Source organism: Staphylococcus sp. HGB0015 (assembly GCF_000411275.1).
Taxonomy (GTDB): Bacteria; Bacillota; Bacilli; order Staphylococcales; family Staphylococcaceae; genus Staphylococcus; species Staphylococcus schleiferi.
In genome coordinates this window covers 1004790-1026081 of sequence record NZ_KE150417.1, presented here as the reverse complement: position 1 = coordinate 1026081, position 21292 = coordinate 1004790, and the positions used below count along the sequence as shown (strand labels likewise).

Genomic DNA, 21292 nt, shown 5'->3' with positions numbered 1-21292 from the left:
AACATACAAAATTATTGTCCTATAAAGACATTTCTTTTATCGATTTAGGCGCATTTAAATTTACTCTATTGGATACAAATATTGAAAACAGTGCTGACCCAAATGAACATTCAATCATTACTTTAGCATCGATCGATCAAACCCATATCTTACTAATGGGGGATGCTACAGAAAAAAATGAACTGAAGCTACTCGCTAATTATCGCTTACCGAAAATTCAAATCTTAAAGGTAGGACATCATGGAAGTCAAACGAGTTCATCAACAACCTTTATCAATGAAATACGACCTCAAATCGCACTGATATCAGCAGGTAGAAATAATGTCTATCATTTGCCGCATCCAACTACTATTCAAAAGCTAAGGGCTATTCATGCAAAAGTATATAACACCGCTGATAATCATCATATAAATATCGAATTTAATGATAAAGGTAAGACATCGTATCAAATTCATACTGAGAAAGCTTCATAATTAGGAATCACCTTTACTTTTCATGATATAATGTATAAATACGATTGAGAAATAAGAGAGGAAGTATATGTATGTCAAACATTCACGTCATTCATGGGGAGGTCCCTGAGTTAATAGACCGCGAAACAGATCAACTCATCGATCATTATCTTGATAATGAACCTAAGGATGATTTTAATTATGTAAAGTATAATTTATATGAGGTCAATATTCATACAATTATCGAAGAAGCTTTGACACTTCCGCTATTTTCAAATAAAAAAGTGATTGTTGTTCAAAATAGTTTCGTTTTTACAGGAGAAAAACCGCCTAAAGATTACATTGCTCATACAGATGCGTTACAAGCATTTATAGAAAAATACGATGGGGAAGCATTACTGATATTTCAAGTCCAATCAGTGAAATTAGATGAGAAAAAGAAGCTTGTAAAAACTTTAAAAAAGCATGCATCAATTAAAAAAATTGAACAAATGTCAGAACAAGAAATGTTGAATTGGATTAAAACATATTTAAATACATCTTATAAGGAAATTAAACAAGATGCATTAGAGCACTTTTTATCATTAACAGGCGTACAATATCGTGTTATAAAACAAGAGCTTGATAAGTTGTTATTATTTGTAGGAGAACGCCCCGTCATAAATAAAAACGATATACAAATGATTGTTAATAGAAGTCTTGAGCAAAATGTTTTTCTATTAACCGAATATATTCAAAAAGGTCAAAAGGATAAGGCAATTCAACTCATTAAAGATTTAATTCAGCTTAAAGAAGAACCCATTAAATTATTAGCACTTATCACAAGTAATTATCGATTGTATTATCAAACCAAAATTTTGAGTCAAAAAGGATATTCTGGACAACAAATTGCTAAAACTGTTGGTGCACACCCTTATCGAGTTAAATTAGCACTCAACCAAGTTAAAAGATATCAGTTAGAATCATTATTATCGATTATTGATCGATGCGCTGAAACAGATTATAAACTTAAGTCTTCCTATATGGATAAAGTTTTAATTTTAGAATTATTTATACTCAGCTTGTAGCGTATGGCGATTAGTTCCGCGATACGTTCAAATCGTTATGTACAACGATGCGTTTTCTTCATTCAACTTTTTATGGCGAACCACATTATATTTTAAGTGTTTGTTTAATCAACCGTTAATATTTTTCTAATGGTTGATTAAATGACTAAGATTTTGTTGCAAAAAAAATAAGGTTGAGACATTGGTAAGTCTCAACCTATGAAAGTTATTAAATTAATGAAATCAGCAATAGATAACCACATTAATGCTTAATAGAAGCTTTTATTGATTAATGCTAGAGGGGACGAATGTCCCACACTCATAATCTATAACTTTCAAACAAATATTGAATTATTTTGCTGACATCAATTTAGATTTCATTCTATCAGCTTTGTTAGAATGAATTAAATTCTTTTGAGCAGCTTTATCAATACGTTTAATTGCATTGCTTACTAATTCTTGTTTATTATCGGCATTTGTCTCAATAGCTTTTTTAGCATTTTTGACTGCAGAACGCATATCATTCTTTTGAGAAATGTTTTTGCTTTCAGCTGTATGAGTTGTTCTCACACGTTTAATTGCAGATTTAATATTGGGCATGAAAGACACCTCCTATAATCATCTTGGTATCAAAATAATTTGATTACAACAAGATTCATTCTATCAAAACTCAAATCAATGTGCAACGATTAATTCAAGTGTAGCTGTAATTTTTGATAATTCAATAAGAACTCACGAAATATAAGGCCTATTCAGGATTGTTGAAGAAAATAGGTTATAATAGAAATATTAACATTAAACACCTCTAGACTCAGTTGCATTTATAACTTAAAAACGTTATTATAGCAAAGATGTAATCGTTAATTGACGGGTAATTTTATGAAAGTGAGTATGATGATATGAATAATCAAGAACGTTTAAATAGACGTAAATATATCAGGAATTTTTCGATCATAGCACATATCGATCACGGAAAATCCACTTTAGCAGATCGTATACTGGAAAATACGAAAACAGTAGAATCTCGCGAAATGCAAGCACAGCTATTAGATTCAATGGATTTAGAACGCGAACGTGGAATCACAATTAAATTAAATGCAGTTCGCTTAAAATATGAAGCCAATGATGGTGAAACTTATACTTTCCACCTTATTGATACACCAGGTCACGTCGACTTTACTTATGAAGTCTCTCGCTCTCTTGCTGCGTGTGAAGGTGCGATTTTAGTCGTTGACGCTGCTCAAGGAATAGAGGCACAAACATTAGCGAATGTATATTTAGCATTGGATAATGACTTAGAGCTTATTCCTGTTATTAATAAAATAGATTTACCTGCCGCAGAACCTGAACGCGTCAAACAAGAAGTTGAAGACGTCATCGGTTTAGATAAGGACGATGCAGTATTAGCAAGTGCAAAATCAAACATAGGTATAGATGAAATCTTAGAAAAAATTGTTGAAATGGTACCACCACCAGATGGTGACCCTAGTGCACCTTTAAAAGCTTTAATCTTCGACTCAGAATATGATCCATATAGAGGGGTTATTTCATCTATAAGAGTCGTTGACGGTGTCGTTAAAGCAGGCGACCGCATTCAGATGATGGCGACAGGAAAAACGTTCGAAGTGACTGAAGTCGGAATTAATACACCAAAAGAATTGCCTGTAAACGAATTAACAGTAGGCGATGTAGGTTATATTATTGCAAGCATTAAAAATGTAGACGATTCTCGAGTTGGTGATACTATCACACATGCTGAAAACCCTGCTGAGACACCATTAAAAGGGTATAAGAAAATGAATCCGATGGTTTACTGTGGCTTATTTCCAATCGATAATAAAGATTATAACGATTTACGTGAAGCATTAGAAAAATTACAACTTAATGATGCTTCTCTTGAGTTTGAGCCCGAATCATCAAAAGCACTCGGATTCGGATATAGAACTGGATTTTTAGGTATGTTACACATGGAAATTATTCAAGAACGAATTGAACGAGAATTCGGAATTGAATTGATTGCGACAGCGCCTTCAGTTATTTACACAGTGGTATTGAGAAATGGTGATCAATTACAAGTCGACAACCCAGCTCAAATGCCAGAGAGAGATCAAATTGATAAAATATATGAACCTTATGTAAGAGCAACAATGATGGTACCAAACGATTACGTGGGTGCAGTTATGGAATTATGTCAACGTAAACGTGGTCAATTTATCAACATGGACTATTTAGATGATATACGTGTAAATATTGTATACGAACTTCCGTTATCTGAAGTCGTATTTGATTTCTTTGATCAACTCAAATCAAATACTAAAGGATACGCCTCATTTGATTATGAGTTTATCGAAAATAAAGAAAGTAACCTTGTTAAGATGGATATCCTTTTAAACGGAGATAAAGTTGATGCTTTAAGTTTTATCGTACACCGTGATTTTGCATATGCACGAGGCAAAGTTTTAGTTGAAAAATTAAAAACGCTTATCCCACGTCAACAATTTGAAGTGCCTGTTCAAGCTGCAATTGGGCATAAAATTGTGGCGCGTACAAATATTAAGTCCATGGGTAAAAACGTGCTATCTAAATGTTATGGTGGCGACATTAGTCGTAAACGTAAATTATTAGAAAAACAAAAAGCAGGAAAAGCGAAAATGAAAGCAGTAGGTAATGTTGAAATACCTCAAGACGCTTTCTTAGCCGTATTAAAAATGGATGAAGAATAAAATTTTGTTATATGCTCCCCATACTTTAAAGTGTTTAGGGGGCATATTTTATGGGGTGACATGATGACAGTGAAAAGTGCATATATTCATATTCCTTTTTGCGTTAAAATCTGTACTTATTGTGATTTCAATAAATATTTCATTCAAAATCAACCAGTTGATGCTTATTTACAATGCTTAAGAGAGGAAATAAAGCAATCAAATGCTTCTACTTTGGAGACATTGTTTGTGGGCGGAGGGACCCCTACAGCTTTGTCAGTAGAGCAACTCACATACCTATTAGAAACGATTCAACAACAATTTAAAATTTCAGGAGAATACACTTTTGAGGCTAACCCAGATGAATTAACGGCTGAAAAAGTAGCTTTACTCAAATCATATGGGGTAAATCGTTTGTCACTTGGTGTCCAAACGTTTGATGATGATTTACTCAAAACTTTAGGGCGTAGTCATCAAAAATCCGATATTTATCAAGCAATTGAAAATGCAAGATATTATGACATTCCATCTATTAGTTTAGATTTGATGTATCATTTGCCGGGTCAAACTTTAAAACAATTTCAAACTAGTCTTGATGAAGCTTTATCTTTAAATATAGATCATTTATCAAGTTATGGACTTATTTTAGAACCTCAGACCCAATTTTATAACCAATATCGAAAAGGAAAGTTAAAGCTACCTAATGAAGATATTGGTGCTGAAATGTATCATTTCTTGATGAATCGAATCAAAAAAAGTGAATTACACCAATATGAAATCTCTAATTTCGCAAAAGCCAATCATGAATCTGCACATAATAAAGTTTATTGGAAAAATGAAAGTTATTATGGGTTTGGTGCTGGCGCAAGTGGCTATATTGACGGGATTAGATATACAAATGTAAATCCCGTTAATCATTATATTAAAAAAGTCAACCAAGGTTTGAAACCAAGGTTATCTGAAACAGAACCGACTGAACAAGAACAGATTGAGGAAGAAATGTTTTTAGGACTTAGAATGAACCAAGGTGTCAATAAAGATACATTCCAAATGAAATATCAACGGCGGTTAGAAGACATATATTCTAAAGAAATTTTAAAGCTGGAAAAACAAGGACTCATCGAAAATTCACCTACGGAAATAAAGCTTACAGATAAAGGACGAATAGTAGGAAATGAAGTCTTTGAAGCATTTATACAAGTGTAAAATCTTTTTTGATATTTGATGCTTTAACATTGACTTACTTTGACCAATTTGATAAATTATAGTTAGCACTTGAAACAAAAGAGTGCTAATGAGGTGAAAAACATGATTACACGAAGACAATTAAGCATTTTAAATGCGATTGTTGAAGATTATGTTGAATTAGGACAACCAATCGGTTCTAATACACTAATACGAAGACATAATGTTGATGTTAGTCCTGCGACAATTAGGAACGACATGAAGTCTTTAGAAGAAAATGATTTAATTAAAAAAACACATTTTTCTTCTGGGCGTGTGCCCTCTGAACAAGGGTTTAGGCTATATGCGAATCGATTGTTAGAGGCGTCATTAAATTCAGATGAGCAAAGTCATCTCAGTTTACATGAAATGTTTGTCAATCATCATTATGATATTTCATCTACATTAGATAACTTTGCAAAAGTGTTTTCAAATCAAACACATTACACAACTCTTGTAATAGGACCTGATCATTCAAAGTCCACCATTTTAGATTTACATTTAATGAAGGTAAACCCTCATCATTTAATTGTCGTACTGGTTTATAAAACTGGACATGTAAAACATTTGCATGTTTCCACACAGCAAACCATTGATGATCAATCTATTATTAAAGTTTCAAATTATCTTTCTCAAAGTATTCATACATTTCTCAACGATGGCCAAAATCATCATTTTGAAATGTATCGTATGTTAGGCTTTGATGATAAAGAAATAAACTTAATCATGCATATTTATCAGTTAATTGAACAATACAATAAAGACGAATCATCTCATGTCTATTTAGGTGGCAAACATCAATTAATTGAGGGGTTAAATGAATCAAATGTTGCATCCATTCAACCTATCTTGAAGTATATTGAGTCTGAGCAGATTACAGAATTTATTCATAAAATTTCTAATCATCCAATCAATATACGCATTGGTACTGAAATTGAGAACAATTTGCATGGTGTAGCCATTCTTACCAGTCCATATCAAATCGAAAAAGATTTGAATGGTTATATTGCTGTTATTGGTCCTACAGCAATGCGTTATCAAAACGTGATACAATTGCTTAGTCGAATATCATAAAATAGGCATACACGCATGCTTAAATGTAATGGAGGTTTGAAAATGTCAGAGGAAAAAGACATTCGTGATAACGAAGAAAAAATTGAACAGGAACAGAACGAAAATTTATCTTCTGAACCTGTAGAAGATGTTCAAACTGAAAATGAAAGTAGTTCAGAAATTAGCGAAGAGACTGAAACTGTAGATCCAAAAGATGAAGAAATTGCATCTTTAAAATCTAAGCTAGATGAAAAAGAAGAACAGTATCTTCGTTTGTATGCTGAATTTGAAAATTATAAACGACGTATTCAAAATGAAGCACAAATTCAAAAGAAATATCAAGCTCAAAGTGTACTTACTGATGTATTGCCTGCATTAGATAATTTTGAGCGCGCTTTAAAAATAGAAGGTAATGATGAATCATTCAATTCACTTAAAAAAGGTGTAGAAATGGTTTATGATAGCCTTACTAAAGCACTTGAGGATAACGGATTAGAACGTATCAAAACAGAAGGCGAACAATTTGATCCGAACTATCATCAAGCTGTAATTCAAGATGATCATCCTGATTATGAATCTGGACAAATCACAGAAGAGTTACAACCAGGTTATAAATTGAATGACAGAGTATTACGTGCTTCAATGGTAAAAGTAAATCAATAATTTTGACTGAAAATACCATTTATGTAAAAATAACAATGTTTGAAATTTAGGAGGAATTAGACTATGAGTAAAGTTATTGGAATTGATTTAGGTACTACTAACTCTTGTGTATCAGTTTTAGAGGGAGACGAACCAAAAGTAATTCAAAACCCTGAAGGCGCACGTACAACACCATCTGTTGTTGCTTTTAAAGGTGGAGAAACACAAGTTGGTGAAGTTGCTAAACGTCAAGCAATTACAAACCCAAATACAATTCAATCTATTAAACGTTATATGGGTACTGATCACAAAGAAAATATCGATGGCAAAGATTATACACCACAAGAAATTTCAGCAATGATTTTACAAAATCTAAAAAGTACTGCTGAAAGCTATTTAGGCGAAAAAGTAGAAAAAGCTGTTATTACAGTACCTGCTTACTTCAATGATGCTGAACGTCAAGCAACTAAAGATGCTGGTAAAATTGCTGGATTAGAAGTTGAACGTATTATTAACGAGCCTACAGCTGCAGCATTAGCTTATGGTTTAGATAAAACAGAAAAAGATGAAAAAGTTTTAGTATTTGACTTAGGTGGCGGAACATTTGACGTTTCTATCTTAGAATTAGGTGACGGTGTGTTCGAAGTACTTGCTACTGCAGGTGACAATAAACTTGGTGGGGACGACTTTGACCAAGTCATTATTGATTATCTTGTTCAACAATTCAAATCTGAAAACGGTGTAGATTTATCTCAAGATAAAATGGCATTACAACGTTTAAAAGATGCAGCTGAAAAAGCGAAAAAAGATTTATCTGGCGTTTCTTCAACACAAATTTCACTTCCATTTATTTCTGCAGGAGAATCTGGACCGTTACACTTAGAAACAACATTGACACGTGCTAAATTTGAAGAATTAGCAGATTCACTTGTTCAAAAAACAATGGGTCCAACACGTCAAGCAATGCAAGATGCTGGTCTTTCAAAAGCTGATATTGATGAAGTTATCTTAGTAGGTGGTTCTACACGTATCCCAGCAGTACAAGAAGCAATCAAAAAAGAAATTGGTAAAGAACCAAACAAAGGTGTTAACCCTGATGAAGTTGTAGCTATGGGGGCTGCAATTCAAGGCGGTGTCATTACTGGTGACGTTAAAGATGTTGTACTTCTAGACGTTACGCCACTTTCACTTGGTATTGAAATCATGGGTGGCCGTATGAACACTTTAATTGAACGTAACACAACAATTCCAACATCAAAATCTCAAGTTTATTCTACTGCCGCTGACAATCAACCTGCTGTAGACATTCATGTGTTACAAGGTGAACGTCCGATGGCATCTGACAACAAAACATTAGGTCGCTTCCAATTAACTGACATTCCACCAGCACCACGTGGCGTACCTCAAATTGAAGTTACTTTTGATATTGATAAAAACGGTATCGTAAACGTAACTGCTAAAGATTTAGGTACAAATAAAGAGCAAAACATTACAATCGAATCTTCTTCAGCGTTATCAGATGAAGAAATCGATCGTATGGTTAAAGATGCAGAACAAAATGCTGAAGCTGACAAAAAACGTCGTGAAGAAGTAGATTTAAGAAATGAAGCAGATCAACTTGTATTCCAAGTAGATAAAACATTAAAAGACTTAGGTGAAAACGTAAGCGAAGATGATAAAAAAGATGCTGAAGCGAAAAAAGACGAGCTTAAAACTGCTTTAGAAGGTAACGATATCGAAGACATTAAAGCGAAAAAAGAAGCTTTAGAACAAGTTGTACAACAACTATCTATGAAAGTATATGAGCAAGCACAACAACAAGCTCAAGCAAGTCAAGGCAATGCATCTCAACAAGGAAGCACAGTTGAAGACGGCGAATTTAAAGAAGTAAATGACGACGATCAATCACAAAAATAGGTCATGTCACTAAGTATATATTGACTGTAAAAAGTCGCTCAAAGGGGCTAGGACATTCAATCGTCCCAGCCCCTTTTTAATCATAATTTGCATATAAAGGAGAGATGGCATTGGCAAAAAGAGATTATTATGAAGTTCTTGGTGTAAGCAAAAGCGCAAGTAAGGATGAAATTAAAAAGGCTTACCGCAAATTGTCAAAAAAATATCATCCAGATATTAATAAAGAAGAGGGCGCAGATGCTAAGTTTAAAGAAATAAGTGAAGCTTATGAAGTACTTAGCGATGATAATAAACGCGCAAATTATGATCAATTTGGTCATTCTGGACCTCAAGGTGGATTTGGTCAAGGTTTTGGTGGCCAGGACTTTTCAGGATTTGGGGGCGGATTTGAAGATATATTTAGCTCATTTTTTGGTGGTGCTCAAAGACAGCGTGATCCAAACGCCCCACGTAAAGGTGACGACCTTCAATATACAATGACCATTTCTTTTGAGGAAGCTGTATTCGGTACGAAAAAAGAAATTTCTATTCGTAAAGAAGTTACTTGTCATACGTGTGGTGGGGAAGGTGCCAAACCAGGAACTAAAAAGAAAACATGTTCATACTGTAAAGGTAAAGGCCATATAACAGTAGAGCAAAACACAATACTTGGACGTGTAAGAACTGAGAAAGTTTGTCCTGAATGTAATGGAACTGGCGAAGAATTTGAAGAGCCATGTCCAACTTGTAAAGGTAAAGGAACAGAAATTAAAAATGTCAAACTTGAAGTGACTGTTCCAGAAGGTGTCGATAACGACCAACAAATTCGTTTAGCAGGTCAAGGTTCACCAGGTGAAAATGGAGGTCCTGCTGGTGATTTATTTGTCGTATTCCGCGTTAAACCATCTGATAAGTTCCAACGTGAAGGCGATGACATTTTATATCACCATGATATTGGATTTGCACAAGCTGCTTTAGGTGATGAAGTTAAAATCCCAACATTAAATGGACATGTCATGTTAACTATTCCAGAAGGTACACAAACTGGTAAACAGTTCAGACTTAAAGGTAAAGGGATTAAAAATGTGCATGGCTATGGATACGGTGATTTATTTGTAAATATCCGTGTACAGACGCCTACACGCTTAACTGAAAGACAACGTGAAATTTTAAAAGAATTTGCGAGTGAATCAGGAGAAAATATTACTGAACAGCCATCTAATTTTAAAGATAAAGCACGTCGCTTTTTCAAAGGAGATTAGTCAATGACATGGATTGAACTTTCTGTAACCGTAAACCAAGACGCAGAAGCCGTTGTTACTGAAATTCTTCAAGAAGCCGGTTCAAGTGGTGTTGCGATTGAAGATTCGGGAGAGCTTTCAAAAGAACGTGAAGATCGATTCGGAGAGATTTTTGAACTGAATCCAGAAGACTACCCTGAGAGACACATGATTATTAAAGCCTATTTTAATGATTTTCAATATGATGAAACTTTAAAAGAAAATATTAAATCACAATTTACGCATGCGCCTTTAATTGATCAATCCATCCTAGCTTTAAGTGAAAAGACTATTCAGGAATCAGATTGGGAGAATGAGTGGAAAAACTATTTTCACCCATTTCAAGCTTCAAATCGTTTCTATATAGTGCCGAGTTGGGAGTCAGTAGACCGTACATCTGATCATCTTTATATTGAGTTAGACCCAGGTATGGCATTTGGTACAGGTGATCACCCAACGACAAGTATGTGCTTAAGTGCTTTAGAGACAACAATACAACCTGAACATCGCGTTATAGATGTGGGCACAGGGTCTGGTATTTTAAGTATCGCCTCTTATTTACTTGGTGCTAAAGCGATTAAAGCCATTGATTTAGATGAAATGGCTGTAAAAGTTGCACAAGAAAATTTCGAAAAAAATCATTGTCTTGACACTATACAAACAGGCACAGGCAACTTATTGGTCAATGAGACAGAACAATATGACGTTATCATTGCTAATATATTGGCACATATTATCGAAAAAATGATTACAGACGCTTATGCGCGATTGAATCCTAACGGTTATTTCATTGCATCTGGTATTATTGAAGAAAAGCGTGATGAAATACAAGCGCAAATGAAAGCAGCTGGTTTTACAATTATTAACACTGAGTTGCAAGAAGGTTGGGTTTGCATTATAGCGCGTAAGGAGATTTAATATGCAAAGATACTTTATTCATAAAAACGCTGAACTTCATCAGCGTTTTTTTATCACAGATAAAAATGATATACACCATATTAAAAATGTCATGCGTTTATCAGTAGGCGATGAGATTATCGTTAATTTTTTAGACGCTCAAACTTTCCGCTGTAAAATTATAGAAATATCTGATAGCGACATTTCAATCGAATGTCTGGCACGAGTCGATATAGCGAGTGAATTGCCTATTTCTATCACTATTTGTAGCGGTCTTATTAAAGGCGATAAATATGAGTGGTTGCTACAAAAAGCAACTGAGCTTGGTGCAAGTGCGTTCATCACAACTCAAATGGACCGATCTATTGTTAAATTAAATAAGCAAAAAGCCGATAAAAAAGTTGAACGTTGGAAAAAAATCGTTAAAGAAGCAGCTGAACAAAGCTATCGTCAAATCATCCCTGAAGTTAACTTTACCTCGAATTTAAAAGACATTTATGGTATGATAAATCAATATGATTGTGTGCTTATGGCTTATGAGGCATCTGCAAAAGAAAATGAACGGGCATTTTTTAAGACTAAGATTCAACAATTAAAGCCAGGTGCTCGTGTCTTAATGCTATTTGGTCCTGAAGGTGGCTTTTCTGATGAAGAGGTGGCAGCTTTTGAAAAAGTTGCAACTTGTATTGGTTTAGGCCCAAGAATTTTACGTGCTGAAACCGCACCACTATATGCACTAAGTGCCATAAGTTATGAAATAGAATTGATGGGGTGAGTATATGAGTACAGTTGCTTTTCACACATTAGGTTGTAAAGTAAACCACTACGAGACAGAAGCAATTTGGCAATTATTCAAAGAAGAAAACTATGAACGTGTTGATTTTGAACAAAATGCAGACGTTTTTGTTATTAATACATGTACTGTAACAAATACAGGCGATAAAAAAAGTAGACAAGTGATTCGTCGTGCCATTCGACGTAATCCAGAAGCTGTCGTGTGTGTGACAGGATGTTATGCACAAACTTCTTCTGCTGAAATTATGGAAATTCCTGGTGTTGACATTGTTGTAGGTACGCAAGACAGACATAAATTACTTGGTTATATCAACGAATACCAAAAAGAACGCCAACCTATTAATGGCGTAAGTAATATTATGAAAAATCGCACTTATGAAGAATTAGATGTCCCATATTTTACAGACCGCACACGTGCATCTTTAAAGATTCAAGAAGGATGCAATAATTTCTGTACTTTCTGTATCATACCGTGGGCACGGGGCTTAATGCGTTCTAGAGATCCTAAAAAAGTTATTGAACAAGCAACACAGCTTGTTAATTCCGGTTATAAAGAAATTGTTTTAACTGGTATTCATACAGGAGGTTATGGACAAGACTTAAAAGATTATAACCTCGCACAATTGCTTAGAGATCTTGAAACTGTAGATGGGCTTGAACGTATTCGAATCTCCTCTATAGAAGCAAGTCAGCTGACTGATGAAGTAATAGAAGTATTAAAACAGTCACATAAAGTGGTAAGACACTTGCACGTGCCACTTCAATCTGGTTCAGATAGTGTATTAAAACGCATGCGTCGTAAATATTCTATGTCTCATTTTTCTGAACGTATTCAAAAATTACACGAAGCACTACCAGGCTTAGCTGTAACAAGTGATGTTATTGTTGGTTTCCCAGGTGAAACGGAAGCAGAGTTCCAAGAAACTTATGATTTTATTGTTAATCATCATTTCTCTGAACTACATGTATTCCCATATTCCCCAAGAATTGGGACACCTGCAGCACGCATGGACGATCAAATAGATGAAGAAATCAAAAACGAACGTGTTCATAAGTTAATCGAATTGAGTAATCAACTCGCAAAAACGTATGCTTCTCAATTTGAAAATGACGTATTAGAAGTAATCCCTGAAGAAAAAGGGTCACACAACAATGTATTGGTAGGTTATGCTGATAATTATATGAAAGTTGAATTTGAAGGCGATACTTCTTTAATTGGCCAAATTTGTAAGGTTAAAATTACAAAGGCTGGATATCCTATTAATCAAGGTTCTTTATTACGTGTGGTTACGCATGCTTCAAACGCTTCTGAACACGAGCATGTGCTTATATAATTAAAGTAAGTTATATTAAATTAACATTAATTTATAGATTTACACAGAATATTAAAAGCTTTAGTATATTTCTTGTTCATTTGTACTGTTTTCAATGGACGTTATCCTTATCAAAATAGGCTGTTTCTATACTTTTGCCTTCTATATTCTTTGTAATCGTACATTAAAAAAGATTTCGTTTATCTTTAAAAATGTAAATTTGAAGATTGACCGAAATAGAGATTTAATTTATACTATTGTGTATATGGTTCATAGCCATGTACTGATGAATAAAAGTTTTTTTGATATTTGGAGGGAGGGAAATACAGATGTCTAAAACAGTAGTCCGCAAAAACGAATCATTAGAAGATGCTTTACGTCGTTTTAAACGCTCAGTTTCTAAAAGCGGTACAATTCAAGAAGTTCGCAAACGCGAATTCTATGAAAAACCAAGCGTAAAACGTAAAAAGAAATCTGAAGCTGCTCGTAAACGTAAATTCAGATAATTTCATTGTGTTGAACTCCCTCAACGTTCAAATAATGATATATAAAAGCCTAGAACATCGTGTTCTAGGCTTTTTAACATTAAAAAATAAAATGCATAACTACTACATGTCAGCTGTAATTTCATGTATACTACAAAGAAGAGAGTGAGGTGTATGAACAATTAAATTCGTCATACATAATTTAAATATGATTGATAAGGTAACAAATCAAAGTGGCTTTGAGCAAATTGGCTCATGGTTAACCACGCAAAGTATTTCGTTAGTACTAACCTGTCTAGTCTTTCTTGGTTTTTTATATCAACTTTATTCTCGAAAAATTAATTTTGCTGGTATTATTGCCTTGTTCGCTTTATTACTTATATTTTTAGGTTTCATCATAGAAGGCAGTTTATCTGTGATTACGATTATGTTATTTACAATTGGTGCTATTTTAGTAATCATAGAACTATTTGTTTTTGGTGCAGTTCTAGGTATTATTGGTATGATTTTAATCATTATCAGCTTGATTACCATGGGTAATGATTTACCAATGATGCTACTTAATGTTATCGTTGCACTAATTTTGACATTAATTGAATGGGTGATTTTAGTGAAATTCTTTAAAAAGAGTATTTCTATCTTTGATAAGGTTGTTTTAAAAGATTCAACGAATAAAGAATCTGGCTATACTTCTCACAATGATCGATCAGACTTAGTGGGCAAGAAAGCCATCACGTATACCGATTTGAGACCTTCAGGAATTATTTTATACAATCATGAGCGTATTGATGCTGTTTCAGAAGGCTCTTTTATCAATAAAGATTCTGAAGTCACAATTATCGAAGTCGAAGGTACACGTGTTGTAGTAAGAGAAAACTAAATATAAAGGAGAGAATGCAATGTTAACAACTGGATTTATATCATTTATTATCATCGCTGCACTTATCATTGTCGCACTTATCATATTATTCTCATTTGTACCAGTAGGATTATGGATATCTGCACTTGCAGCTGGTGTTAAAGTCGGCATTGGCACTTTAGTTGGGATGCGCTTACGTCGTGTATCACCACGTAAAGTCATTGGTCCATTAATCAAAGCGCATAAAGCCGGTTTACACCTTACAACAAACCAACTTGAATCACACTATCTAGCTGGAGGTAATGTAGACCGCGTTGTTGATGCCAACATTGCTGCTCAACGTGCTGACATCAATTTACCATTTGAACGTGGTGCTGCTATCGACTTAGCAGGCCGCGACGTTTTACAAGCGGTCCAAATGTCTGTAAACCCTAAAGTTATTGAAACACCATTTATCGCAGGTGTGGCAATGAACGGGATTGAAGTAAAAGCGAAAGCACGTATTACAGTACGTGCAAATATTTCACGCTTAGTCGGTGGTGCTGGAGAAGACACAATTATCGCACGTGTCGGTGAAGGTATCGTTTCAACGATTGGTTCAAGTGAGCACCATACGCAAGTTTTAGAAAACCCTGATAATATTTCTAAAACAGTGTTAAGTAAAGGTCTTGACTCTGGAACAGCATTTGAAATTTTATCAATTGATATTGCTGATGTTGATATTAGCAAAAATATCGGTGCAGACTTACAAACTGAACAAGCTATTGCTGATAAAAATATTGCACAAGCAAAAGCAGAGGAACGCCGTGCGATGGCTGTTGCCCAAGAACAGGAAATGAAAGCACGCGTACAAGAAATGCATGCGAAGGTAGTAGAAGCGGAAGCAGAAGTTCCACTTGCATTAGCCGAAGCTTTACGTTCAGGAAATTTAGGTGTCAAAGATTATTACAATCTTAAAAATATAGAAGCTGATACAGGTATGAGAGAAGCGATTAATAAAAGCACTCAAAATAACGATAACTCTACATCAGAACATTAATTGAGGTGATTTTATGAGTATAGGAGTGATCATATTTATCATTTCTGTCGTTATTTCAATCATTAGCGCAGTTAATGATAAAAGTCATGAGAAACGCCAAAATCGTAAGCCTCCTCAACAAAAACATATTGAACATGAAAAAACGAATCAAAAAAGCTTTTTAGATAAAGTACAAGAAAAGCTAGAAGAATTTGAAAAAGAATTTTCAGAACCTGAGCATGTCCCTCAGGAAGAAAGGCAGCATCAACCTTCACAACAACCTATACCTAAAAAGCAAGTTGAGCCAATAAAGCCTAAAGTGTCAGAACAAAAAAAGCAAGAAGATACGTCGAAGCAACTCAAAGAACTGTTACAATCTCAAATGGATGAAATCGACGCACAACTTAATAAAGAGCGTCTTAAACAGTTAGAACGCATGGAACGTAAAGCAAAAGAAATTATTCAAGATGAGTATTTATCTAATCGTACTAAACGAATGAAATTACAGCAACTCACTGAGAGAAAAGAACCAACCCCAGCTTTGAAAGGGGACTTAACCTTTTCTGAAAATGAGGTAGTAAACGGTTTGATTTGGTCGGAAGTTTTAACCAAACCTAAACAACTAAAATAAACTCACTCTACTAACCAAAGGGATTTTCCCTTTGGTTATTTTTATGAAATCGTTTATTAGTTGATAATATTACATCCATCATTATTACTTGTCCCTAGTGGGCAAAATTATAACAGCAATGTTCTGTTAACAAGCCGACAACTTTATGTCATTTCATGTTAGATTTACGGTTGAAATATAGCAAACATGATATAATAAACCTATAGCGATAAAAGAACAATTGCAACATACAATTTAAATTTGATACATTTGTGATAACAATACATGAAAAGGAGCTACTATATGCCTGGAATTATTCAGATTGACGATATCAATCAAGCACAAGCTTTATTAGGGAATAATGATGAACATATTAAACTAATTGAAGATGCGTTTGATGTCGTCATACATGCAAGAGGACAAGAAGTAGCAGTCAAAGGTGAAAAGCTGGATGCTGTTACTGAAGCGGAATCTGTACTCATCAACTTACTTAAAGTGATTGAGCAAGGTGCATCAGTTACGGTTAAAGATGTACAAGCAGCAATCAAAATGGCAAAGAATGGACAAATCGAACATCTTATCGATTTATACGAAGAAGAAATCACTAAAGATGCATTTGGAAAAACCATTCGTGCCAAAACGATGGGGCAACGTATGTATATTCATGCAATGAAAAAGAATGACTTAGTTTTTGGTATTGGTCCTGCCGGTACTGGGAAGACATTTTTAGCAGTTGTTTATGCCGCAAAAGCTTTCCGTGCTGGCCAAGTTAAAAGGCTTGTACTTACTCGTCCAGCCGTAGAGGCAGGGGAATCTCTGGGGTTTTTACCTGGCGATTTAAAAGAAAAGGTGGATCCTTACCTCCGTCCTTTATATGATGGTCTGAATACAGTTCTTGGTGTTGAGCAAACCGCACGCTTTATCGAAAGAGGTATCATCGAAATTGCACCTTTAGCTTATATGAGAGGGAGAACGTTAGATGATGCATTTGTCATATTAGATGAAGCGCAGAATACAACACACGCTCAGATGAAGATGTTTTTAACACGACTTGGTTTCGGCTCGAAAATGGTTGTAACTGGAGATAAAACACAAATCGACTTACCTAAAGGCGTCAAAAGCGGCTTAATAGAAGCAGAACAAAGACTGAAAAATATTAAAGGGCTATCAATTCAACATTTAGATCAAGCTGATGTTGTTCGCCATCCTTTAGTTGGAAGAATAATCAGTCGATACGAGGAGGATTAATCCATGTTTACAATTGATTTTAGTGATCATACAGGAGAAGTGAAAGCAGAATGGTATGAACAAATTAATGCGCTGTTGGATTACGCAAGAACTGAAGAAGGTATAAATGAAGAAGCTGAACTATCAGTGACATTTGCAGACAAAGACGAAATCCAAGCTATTAATCGTGAATATAGAGATAAAGACCGTGTCACAGATGTTATATCTTTTGCTTTTGAAGAACAAGAAGACATTTTTGAAGGCATGGAAATGCCACGTATTTTAGGAGACATCATCATTTGTACTGATGTGGCGCAAGAACAGGCGCAACAGTATAACCATTCTTTTGAGCGAGAGCTAGGATTTTTAGCACTACATGGCTTTTTGCATTTATTAGGTTATGATCACATGTCTGAAGAAGAAGAAAGAATTATGTTTGGCCGCCAAAAAGAAATACTAGAAGGCTTTGGTTTAACTAGGGATCGATGATGAATCGTTTTAAATACGCATTACAAGGTGGCCTCACGTTGTTGCGTAAAGATAGAAACTTTTTATACCATCTTATATTGGCGGTTTTAATTATAATTTTTGGAAGTTTCTTGTCGTTAAATCGAATCGAATGGATATTAATCATATTAGCAATATTTTTAGTTCTCATTACAGAGGCGATTAATACAGCCATTGAGTACGCCGTAGATTTGACAACAGGTTCATTTCATATATTTGCAAAAAATGCAAAAGATATTTCAGCATTCAGTGTGTTGCTAGCATCTATTTTTGCTATAATTATTGGTTGTATGATTTTTATACCTAAATTGATATAAGAGGAGCTAAAAAACATGGCTTATACAGAAGAACACTACAAAGAAGTTAGAGCAGCGCAACAAAAAGCATATGCACCTTATAGTAAATTTAAAGTTGGTGCATATCTTATCACGAAAGATGGACATACATTCCATGGTGCAAACGTTGAAAATGCCGCTTATCCATCATCAATTTGCGCTGAGCGTTCAGCTTTAGTTGCTGCAATTTCTCAAGGTTATCGCCCTGGTGATTTTGAATCGATTACCATAACAGTGGATAGTCCTGAACTTGCTTCACCATGTGGTCCTTGCAGACAGGTGATGAAAGAATTATGTGATGATGACATGCCTGTGTATATGACGAACCAAACAGGAGAAGTAAGAACATCTACTGTTGCTGAACTTTTACCATATGGATTTTCTGGAAAGGATTTAAATAATGAATGAATATAAATCAGGATTTGTAACTATCATTGGCCGTCCCAATGTGGGTAAATCTACGTTTGTTAATCGTGTCATCGGTCACAAGATTGCGATTATGTCAGACAAAGCGCAAACGACACGAAATAAAATACAAGGGGTCATGACAGAAAAAGATGCACAAATCGTATTTCTGGATACACCCGGTATTCACAAACCTAAGCATAAGCTAGGGGACTACATGATGAAAGTGGCTAAAAATACACTTTCTGAAATTGATGCAGTGATGTTTATGGTCAATGTCAATGAGGAGATTGGCCGAGGCGATCAATATATTATGGAGATGTTAAAAACGGTAAAAACACCTGTTTTTTTAGTCTTAAATAAAATTGATTTAGTGCATCCTGATGCATTAATGCCAAAAATCGAACAATACCAAACTTATATGGATTTTTCGGAAATCGTACCTATTTCTGCGTTAGAAGGCCATAACGTCGAACATTTTCTAAATGTATTAAAATCTTATTTACCTGAAGGACCCCAATATTATCCAGATGGTCAAATTTCAGATCACCCAGAACAATTTGTCGTGAGTGAACTCATTCGTGAAAAAATTCTACAAACGACTACTGAAGAAATCCCTCATGCTATTGGGGTTAATGTTGAGCGTATGACCAAAGAATCTGAAGATCGTGTTCATATTGAGGCTACGATTTTTGTAGAACGTGATTCACAGAAAGGGATTGTCATTGGTAAAGGTGGCAAAAAATTAAAAGAAATCGGCAAAAGAGCGCGCCTTGATATTGAACATCTACTCGGCTCAAAAGTATACCTTGATTTATGGGTAAAAGTTCAAAAAGATTGGCGCAACAAGACTACATTTATTAAACAAATGGGTTACGTTGAAGACGAATGATTTTGTAAATCAGGTGGTGGCGACATGTTAGTGAAGCAAAAAGGTATCATCATTAAAGCTGTAGATTATGGTGAATCTGATAAAATTATCACCATTTTAAATGAACATGGCGCTAAAGTTCCCCTTATGGTAAAGCGTGCCAAAAAGGTCAAATCAGGGCTTCAAGCTACTACCCAACTTTTTGTACAAGGTCTGTTCATATACAACAAATGGAAAGGCATGGGGTCACTTACATCTGTTGATGTGATTGATTTGAATTACGAATTGCGTCAAGATATATATGCAAATAGTTATGCCAGCCTTTGTCTAGAAACGATTGATCGCTCAATGGAAGCAGATGAAGTCAATCATCATATGTACGCATTACTTATTTTTGCATTTGATCGAATTCATCAAGGTGTCTCTCCCCAACTTGTGGCAAATATTGTGATGTTAAAATGTATGTCTCGCTTTGGTTTTGATATAGACTTGTCTCAATGTGTAGTTACAGGAGATACCCATCCGGGTCATTTCACACATTATAGTTTTAAATTTAACGGCGTTTTGTCTCAACAGGCTGCATCTCAAGATGAACATGCTTATCCATTATCGAATAAAACAATCTACCTTACTCAAGTTTTAAAAAATTTACCTTTGAATAAAATTAAAGAAATTCGTATTCAAGATGCCATTGTTGACGAAATGTCTCAATTCATTTTACTTCTGTATAAGGAGTATGCTGGCATGTATTTTAAAAGTCAAAGACTCATTAATCAACTTCATCGACTTGAAATGAATCAAAATTTTGATCGATAAAAAAGTTGCTTATCCACTAAAAAGTGAAGAGGTCTAATGACAAATTTTACAATATAAAAGAAATGGGAGTGGATTACATCAATGTCGTCCACTCCCATTTTCTTATTTAAAATGGTTCTTCATTTTTTATGGTGGGATGACATAAGTCATCCTGCTTTTTTGTACAAAAATAGCGCAAATGCCTCTATCATTTTAAGTGACTAAACCAAAAATAAAGGAGACATATTGCGCCTATGTGTAATGATATATTAAAAGATAATAATATTAAAATCACTAAAGTTGAAGAAGATGTAGTTATTAGAGGTAAGAAATCTAACGTCATCTTTGGTACCCTTTCATATAAGCCTATGACTTGTCCTCACTGTTATCATTCGAATCCAAACCGAATACACAAACACGGAAAACGTTTATCGCGAATTACTTTTTTAAGATTCCAAGAGATAGCAGTGTATTTAAATCTGTTAAAACAATGTTTTAAATGTAGGGTTTGTGGTCGGACTTTTAATTCTAAAACAAATGTTGTTGAGGATAACTGTTTTATCTCAAACCATGTTCAGAAAGCTATTATAGATAAAGCAACACAAGTTCGCTCAGAAACTGATATCGCAAGTGATTGTAACGTTTCTGCATCTTCTGTAAAACGTGTGATTCATAAAGTAAGCAATGCCACTTTTCAATAGTGAAATTGCTTAAATAGATTGCGTACCGAGTCGAGACTCCCGAGGCATAGAGCCGAAACCGAAAATCCATTTTGGCTTTTTATGAGCTACCATAAAAGCCAAAATTAGTTGAGGTAAGGCGCCTGGGAAAGCGAGACTCGAAGAAGCAATCGGAAGTTTGCGACTTAATTATTATAGAC

At 34.7% G+C, this 21292-nt stretch carries 23 protein-coding genes; 22 read left to right on the top strand and 1 reads right to left on the bottom strand.

Translation table 11 applies throughout. The features are described from left to right. Positions 1-14 precede the first annotated feature (14 nt). Together HMPREF1208_RS12350 and holA are read left to right on the top strand one after the other, a co-directional pair. On the top strand, positions 15-473 hold the full coding sequence (locus HMPREF1208_RS12350; RefSeq protein WP_016425223.1) for a ComEC/Rec2 family competence protein: 459 nt from the start codon (positions 15-17) through the stop codon (positions 471-473). A 71-nt stretch (positions 474-544) separates the two neighbouring features. Beyond that, on the top strand, positions 545-1519 hold the full coding sequence (gene holA, locus HMPREF1208_RS04760) for a DNA polymerase III subunit delta (protein ID WP_016425222.1): 975 nt from the start codon (positions 545-547) through the stop codon (positions 1517-1519). 330 nt (positions 1520-1849) lie between these two features. Here holA and rpsT read toward each other — a convergent pair whose 3' ends face one another. Further along, the gene (gene rpsT / locus HMPREF1208_RS04755; RefSeq protein ID WP_016425221.1) at positions 1850-2098 is read right to left on the bottom strand and encodes a 30S ribosomal protein S20; all 249 of its coding nucleotides are present in this window, start codon (positions 2096-2098) and stop codon (positions 1850-1852) included. Positions 2099-2397: 299 nt separating this feature from the next. Here rpsT and lepA point away from each other — a divergent pair, with 299 nt between their 5' ends. The 20 genes from lepA (at position 2398) to HMPREF1208_RS04655 (ending at position 21113) form a co-directional block, all read left to right on the top strand. Then, a complete protein-coding gene (gene lepA / locus HMPREF1208_RS04750; protein WP_016425220.1) occupies positions 2398-4221 on the top strand; it encodes a translation elongation factor 4 in 1824 nt (607 codons plus the stop codon). Positions 4222-4284: 63 nt separating this feature from the next. Beyond that, positions 4285-5406, top strand: coding sequence for a radical SAM family heme chaperone HemW (gene hemW, locus HMPREF1208_RS04745; protein ID WP_037559280.1), 1122 nt, complete (start codon positions 4285-4287; stop codon positions 5404-5406). A gap of 102 nt (positions 5407-5508) precedes the next feature. Further along, entirely contained in the window at positions 5509-6498 is a 990-nt protein-coding gene (hrcA, locus tag HMPREF1208_RS04740; RefSeq protein ID WP_016425218.1) for a heat-inducible transcriptional repressor HrcA, read from the top strand. A gap of 42 nt (positions 6499-6540) precedes the next feature. Then, complete coding sequence (gene grpE, locus HMPREF1208_RS04735; RefSeq protein WP_016425217.1) at positions 6541-7140, top strand: nucleotide exchange factor GrpE; 600 nt, start codon at positions 6541-6543, stop codon at positions 7138-7140. A gap of 63 nt (positions 7141-7203) precedes the next feature. Continuing rightward, positions 7204-9036 carry a molecular chaperone DnaK gene (dnaK, locus tag HMPREF1208_RS04730; RefSeq protein ID WP_016425216.1) on the top strand — a complete coding sequence of 611 codons (1833 nt, stop codon included), beginning with the start codon at positions 7204-7206 and terminating at the stop codon, positions 9034-9036. Positions 9037-9146: 110 nt separating this feature from the next. Further along, positions 9147-10277 (top strand): molecular chaperone DnaJ, encoded by a 1131-nt coding sequence (gene dnaJ, locus HMPREF1208_RS04725; protein WP_016425215.1) that lies wholly within the window; start codon positions 9147-9149, stop codon positions 10275-10277. A gap of 3 nt (positions 10278-10280) precedes the next feature. Further along, positions 10281-11213, top strand: coding sequence for a 50S ribosomal protein L11 methyltransferase (gene prmA, locus HMPREF1208_RS04720; protein ID WP_016425214.1), 933 nt, complete (start codon positions 10281-10283; stop codon positions 11211-11213). A gap of 1 nt (position 11214) precedes the next feature. Then, a complete protein-coding gene (locus HMPREF1208_RS04715) occupies positions 11215-11967 on the top strand; it encodes a 16S rRNA (uracil(1498)-N(3))-methyltransferase (RefSeq protein WP_016425213.1) in 753 nt (250 codons plus the stop codon). A gap of 4 nt (positions 11968-11971) precedes the next feature. Continuing rightward, positions 11972-13321: a tRNA (N(6)-L-threonylcarbamoyladenosine(37)-C(2))-methylthiotransferase MtaB gene (gene mtaB / locus HMPREF1208_RS04710; RefSeq protein ID WP_016425212.1), complete on the top strand. Its 1350-nt coding sequence runs from the start codon at positions 11972-11974 to the stop codon at positions 13319-13321. A gap of 308 nt (positions 13322-13629) precedes the next feature. Next, entirely contained in the window at positions 13630-13806 is a 177-nt protein-coding gene (gene rpsU, locus HMPREF1208_RS04705) for a 30S ribosomal protein S21 (protein ID WP_002471046.1), read from the top strand. 187 nt (positions 13807-13993) lie between these two features. Further along, positions 13994-14665, top strand: coding sequence for an NfeD family protein (locus HMPREF1208_RS04700; RefSeq protein WP_016425211.1), 672 nt, complete (start codon positions 13994-13996; stop codon positions 14663-14665). A gap of 19 nt (positions 14666-14684) precedes the next feature. Then, the gene (gene floA / locus HMPREF1208_RS04695; RefSeq protein WP_016425210.1) at positions 14685-15683 is read left to right on the top strand and encodes a flotillin-like protein FloA; all 999 of its coding nucleotides are present in this window, start codon (positions 14685-14687) and stop codon (positions 15681-15683) included. A 13-nt stretch (positions 15684-15696) separates the two neighbouring features. Then, entirely contained in the window at positions 15697-16293 is a 597-nt protein-coding gene (locus tag HMPREF1208_RS04690; protein ID WP_016425209.1) for a hypothetical protein, read from the top strand. A gap of 282 nt (positions 16294-16575) precedes the next feature. Further along, complete coding sequence (locus HMPREF1208_RS04685) at positions 16576-17520, top strand: PhoH family protein (RefSeq protein WP_016425208.1); 945 nt, start codon at positions 16576-16578, stop codon at positions 17518-17520. Positions 17521-17523: 3 nt separating this feature from the next. Further along, positions 17524-17988, top strand: a complete 465-nt coding sequence (gene ybeY / locus HMPREF1208_RS04680) for an rRNA maturation RNase YbeY (RefSeq protein WP_016425207.1) — start codon at positions 17524-17526, stop codon at positions 17986-17988. Next, positions 17988-18323, top strand: coding sequence for a diacylglycerol kinase family protein (locus tag HMPREF1208_RS04675; protein WP_170166958.1), 336 nt, complete (start codon positions 17988-17990; stop codon positions 18321-18323). The genes ybeY and HMPREF1208_RS04675 overlap by 1 nt, the downstream gene beginning before the upstream one ends. A gap of 15 nt (positions 18324-18338) precedes the next feature. Next, the gene (cdd, locus tag HMPREF1208_RS04670) at positions 18339-18749 is read left to right on the top strand and encodes a cytidine deaminase (protein ID WP_016425205.1); all 411 of its coding nucleotides are present in this window, start codon (positions 18339-18341) and stop codon (positions 18747-18749) included. Next, positions 18742-19638 (top strand): GTPase Era, encoded by an 897-nt coding sequence (gene era / locus HMPREF1208_RS04665; protein ID WP_016425204.1) that lies wholly within the window; start codon positions 18742-18744, stop codon positions 19636-19638. The genes cdd and era overlap by 8 nt, the downstream gene beginning before the upstream one ends. Before the next feature lie 24 nt (positions 19639-19662). Then, a complete protein-coding gene (recO, locus tag HMPREF1208_RS04660; RefSeq protein ID WP_016425203.1) occupies positions 19663-20433 on the top strand; it encodes a DNA repair protein RecO in 771 nt (256 codons plus the stop codon). Between the two features lie 233 nt (positions 20434-20666). After that, positions 20667-21113: an ISL3 family transposase gene (locus tag HMPREF1208_RS04655; protein ID WP_016425202.1), complete on the top strand. Its 447-nt coding sequence runs from the start codon at positions 20667-20669 to the stop codon at positions 21111-21113. The last annotated feature ends 179 nt before the right edge of the window (positions 21114-21292 follow it).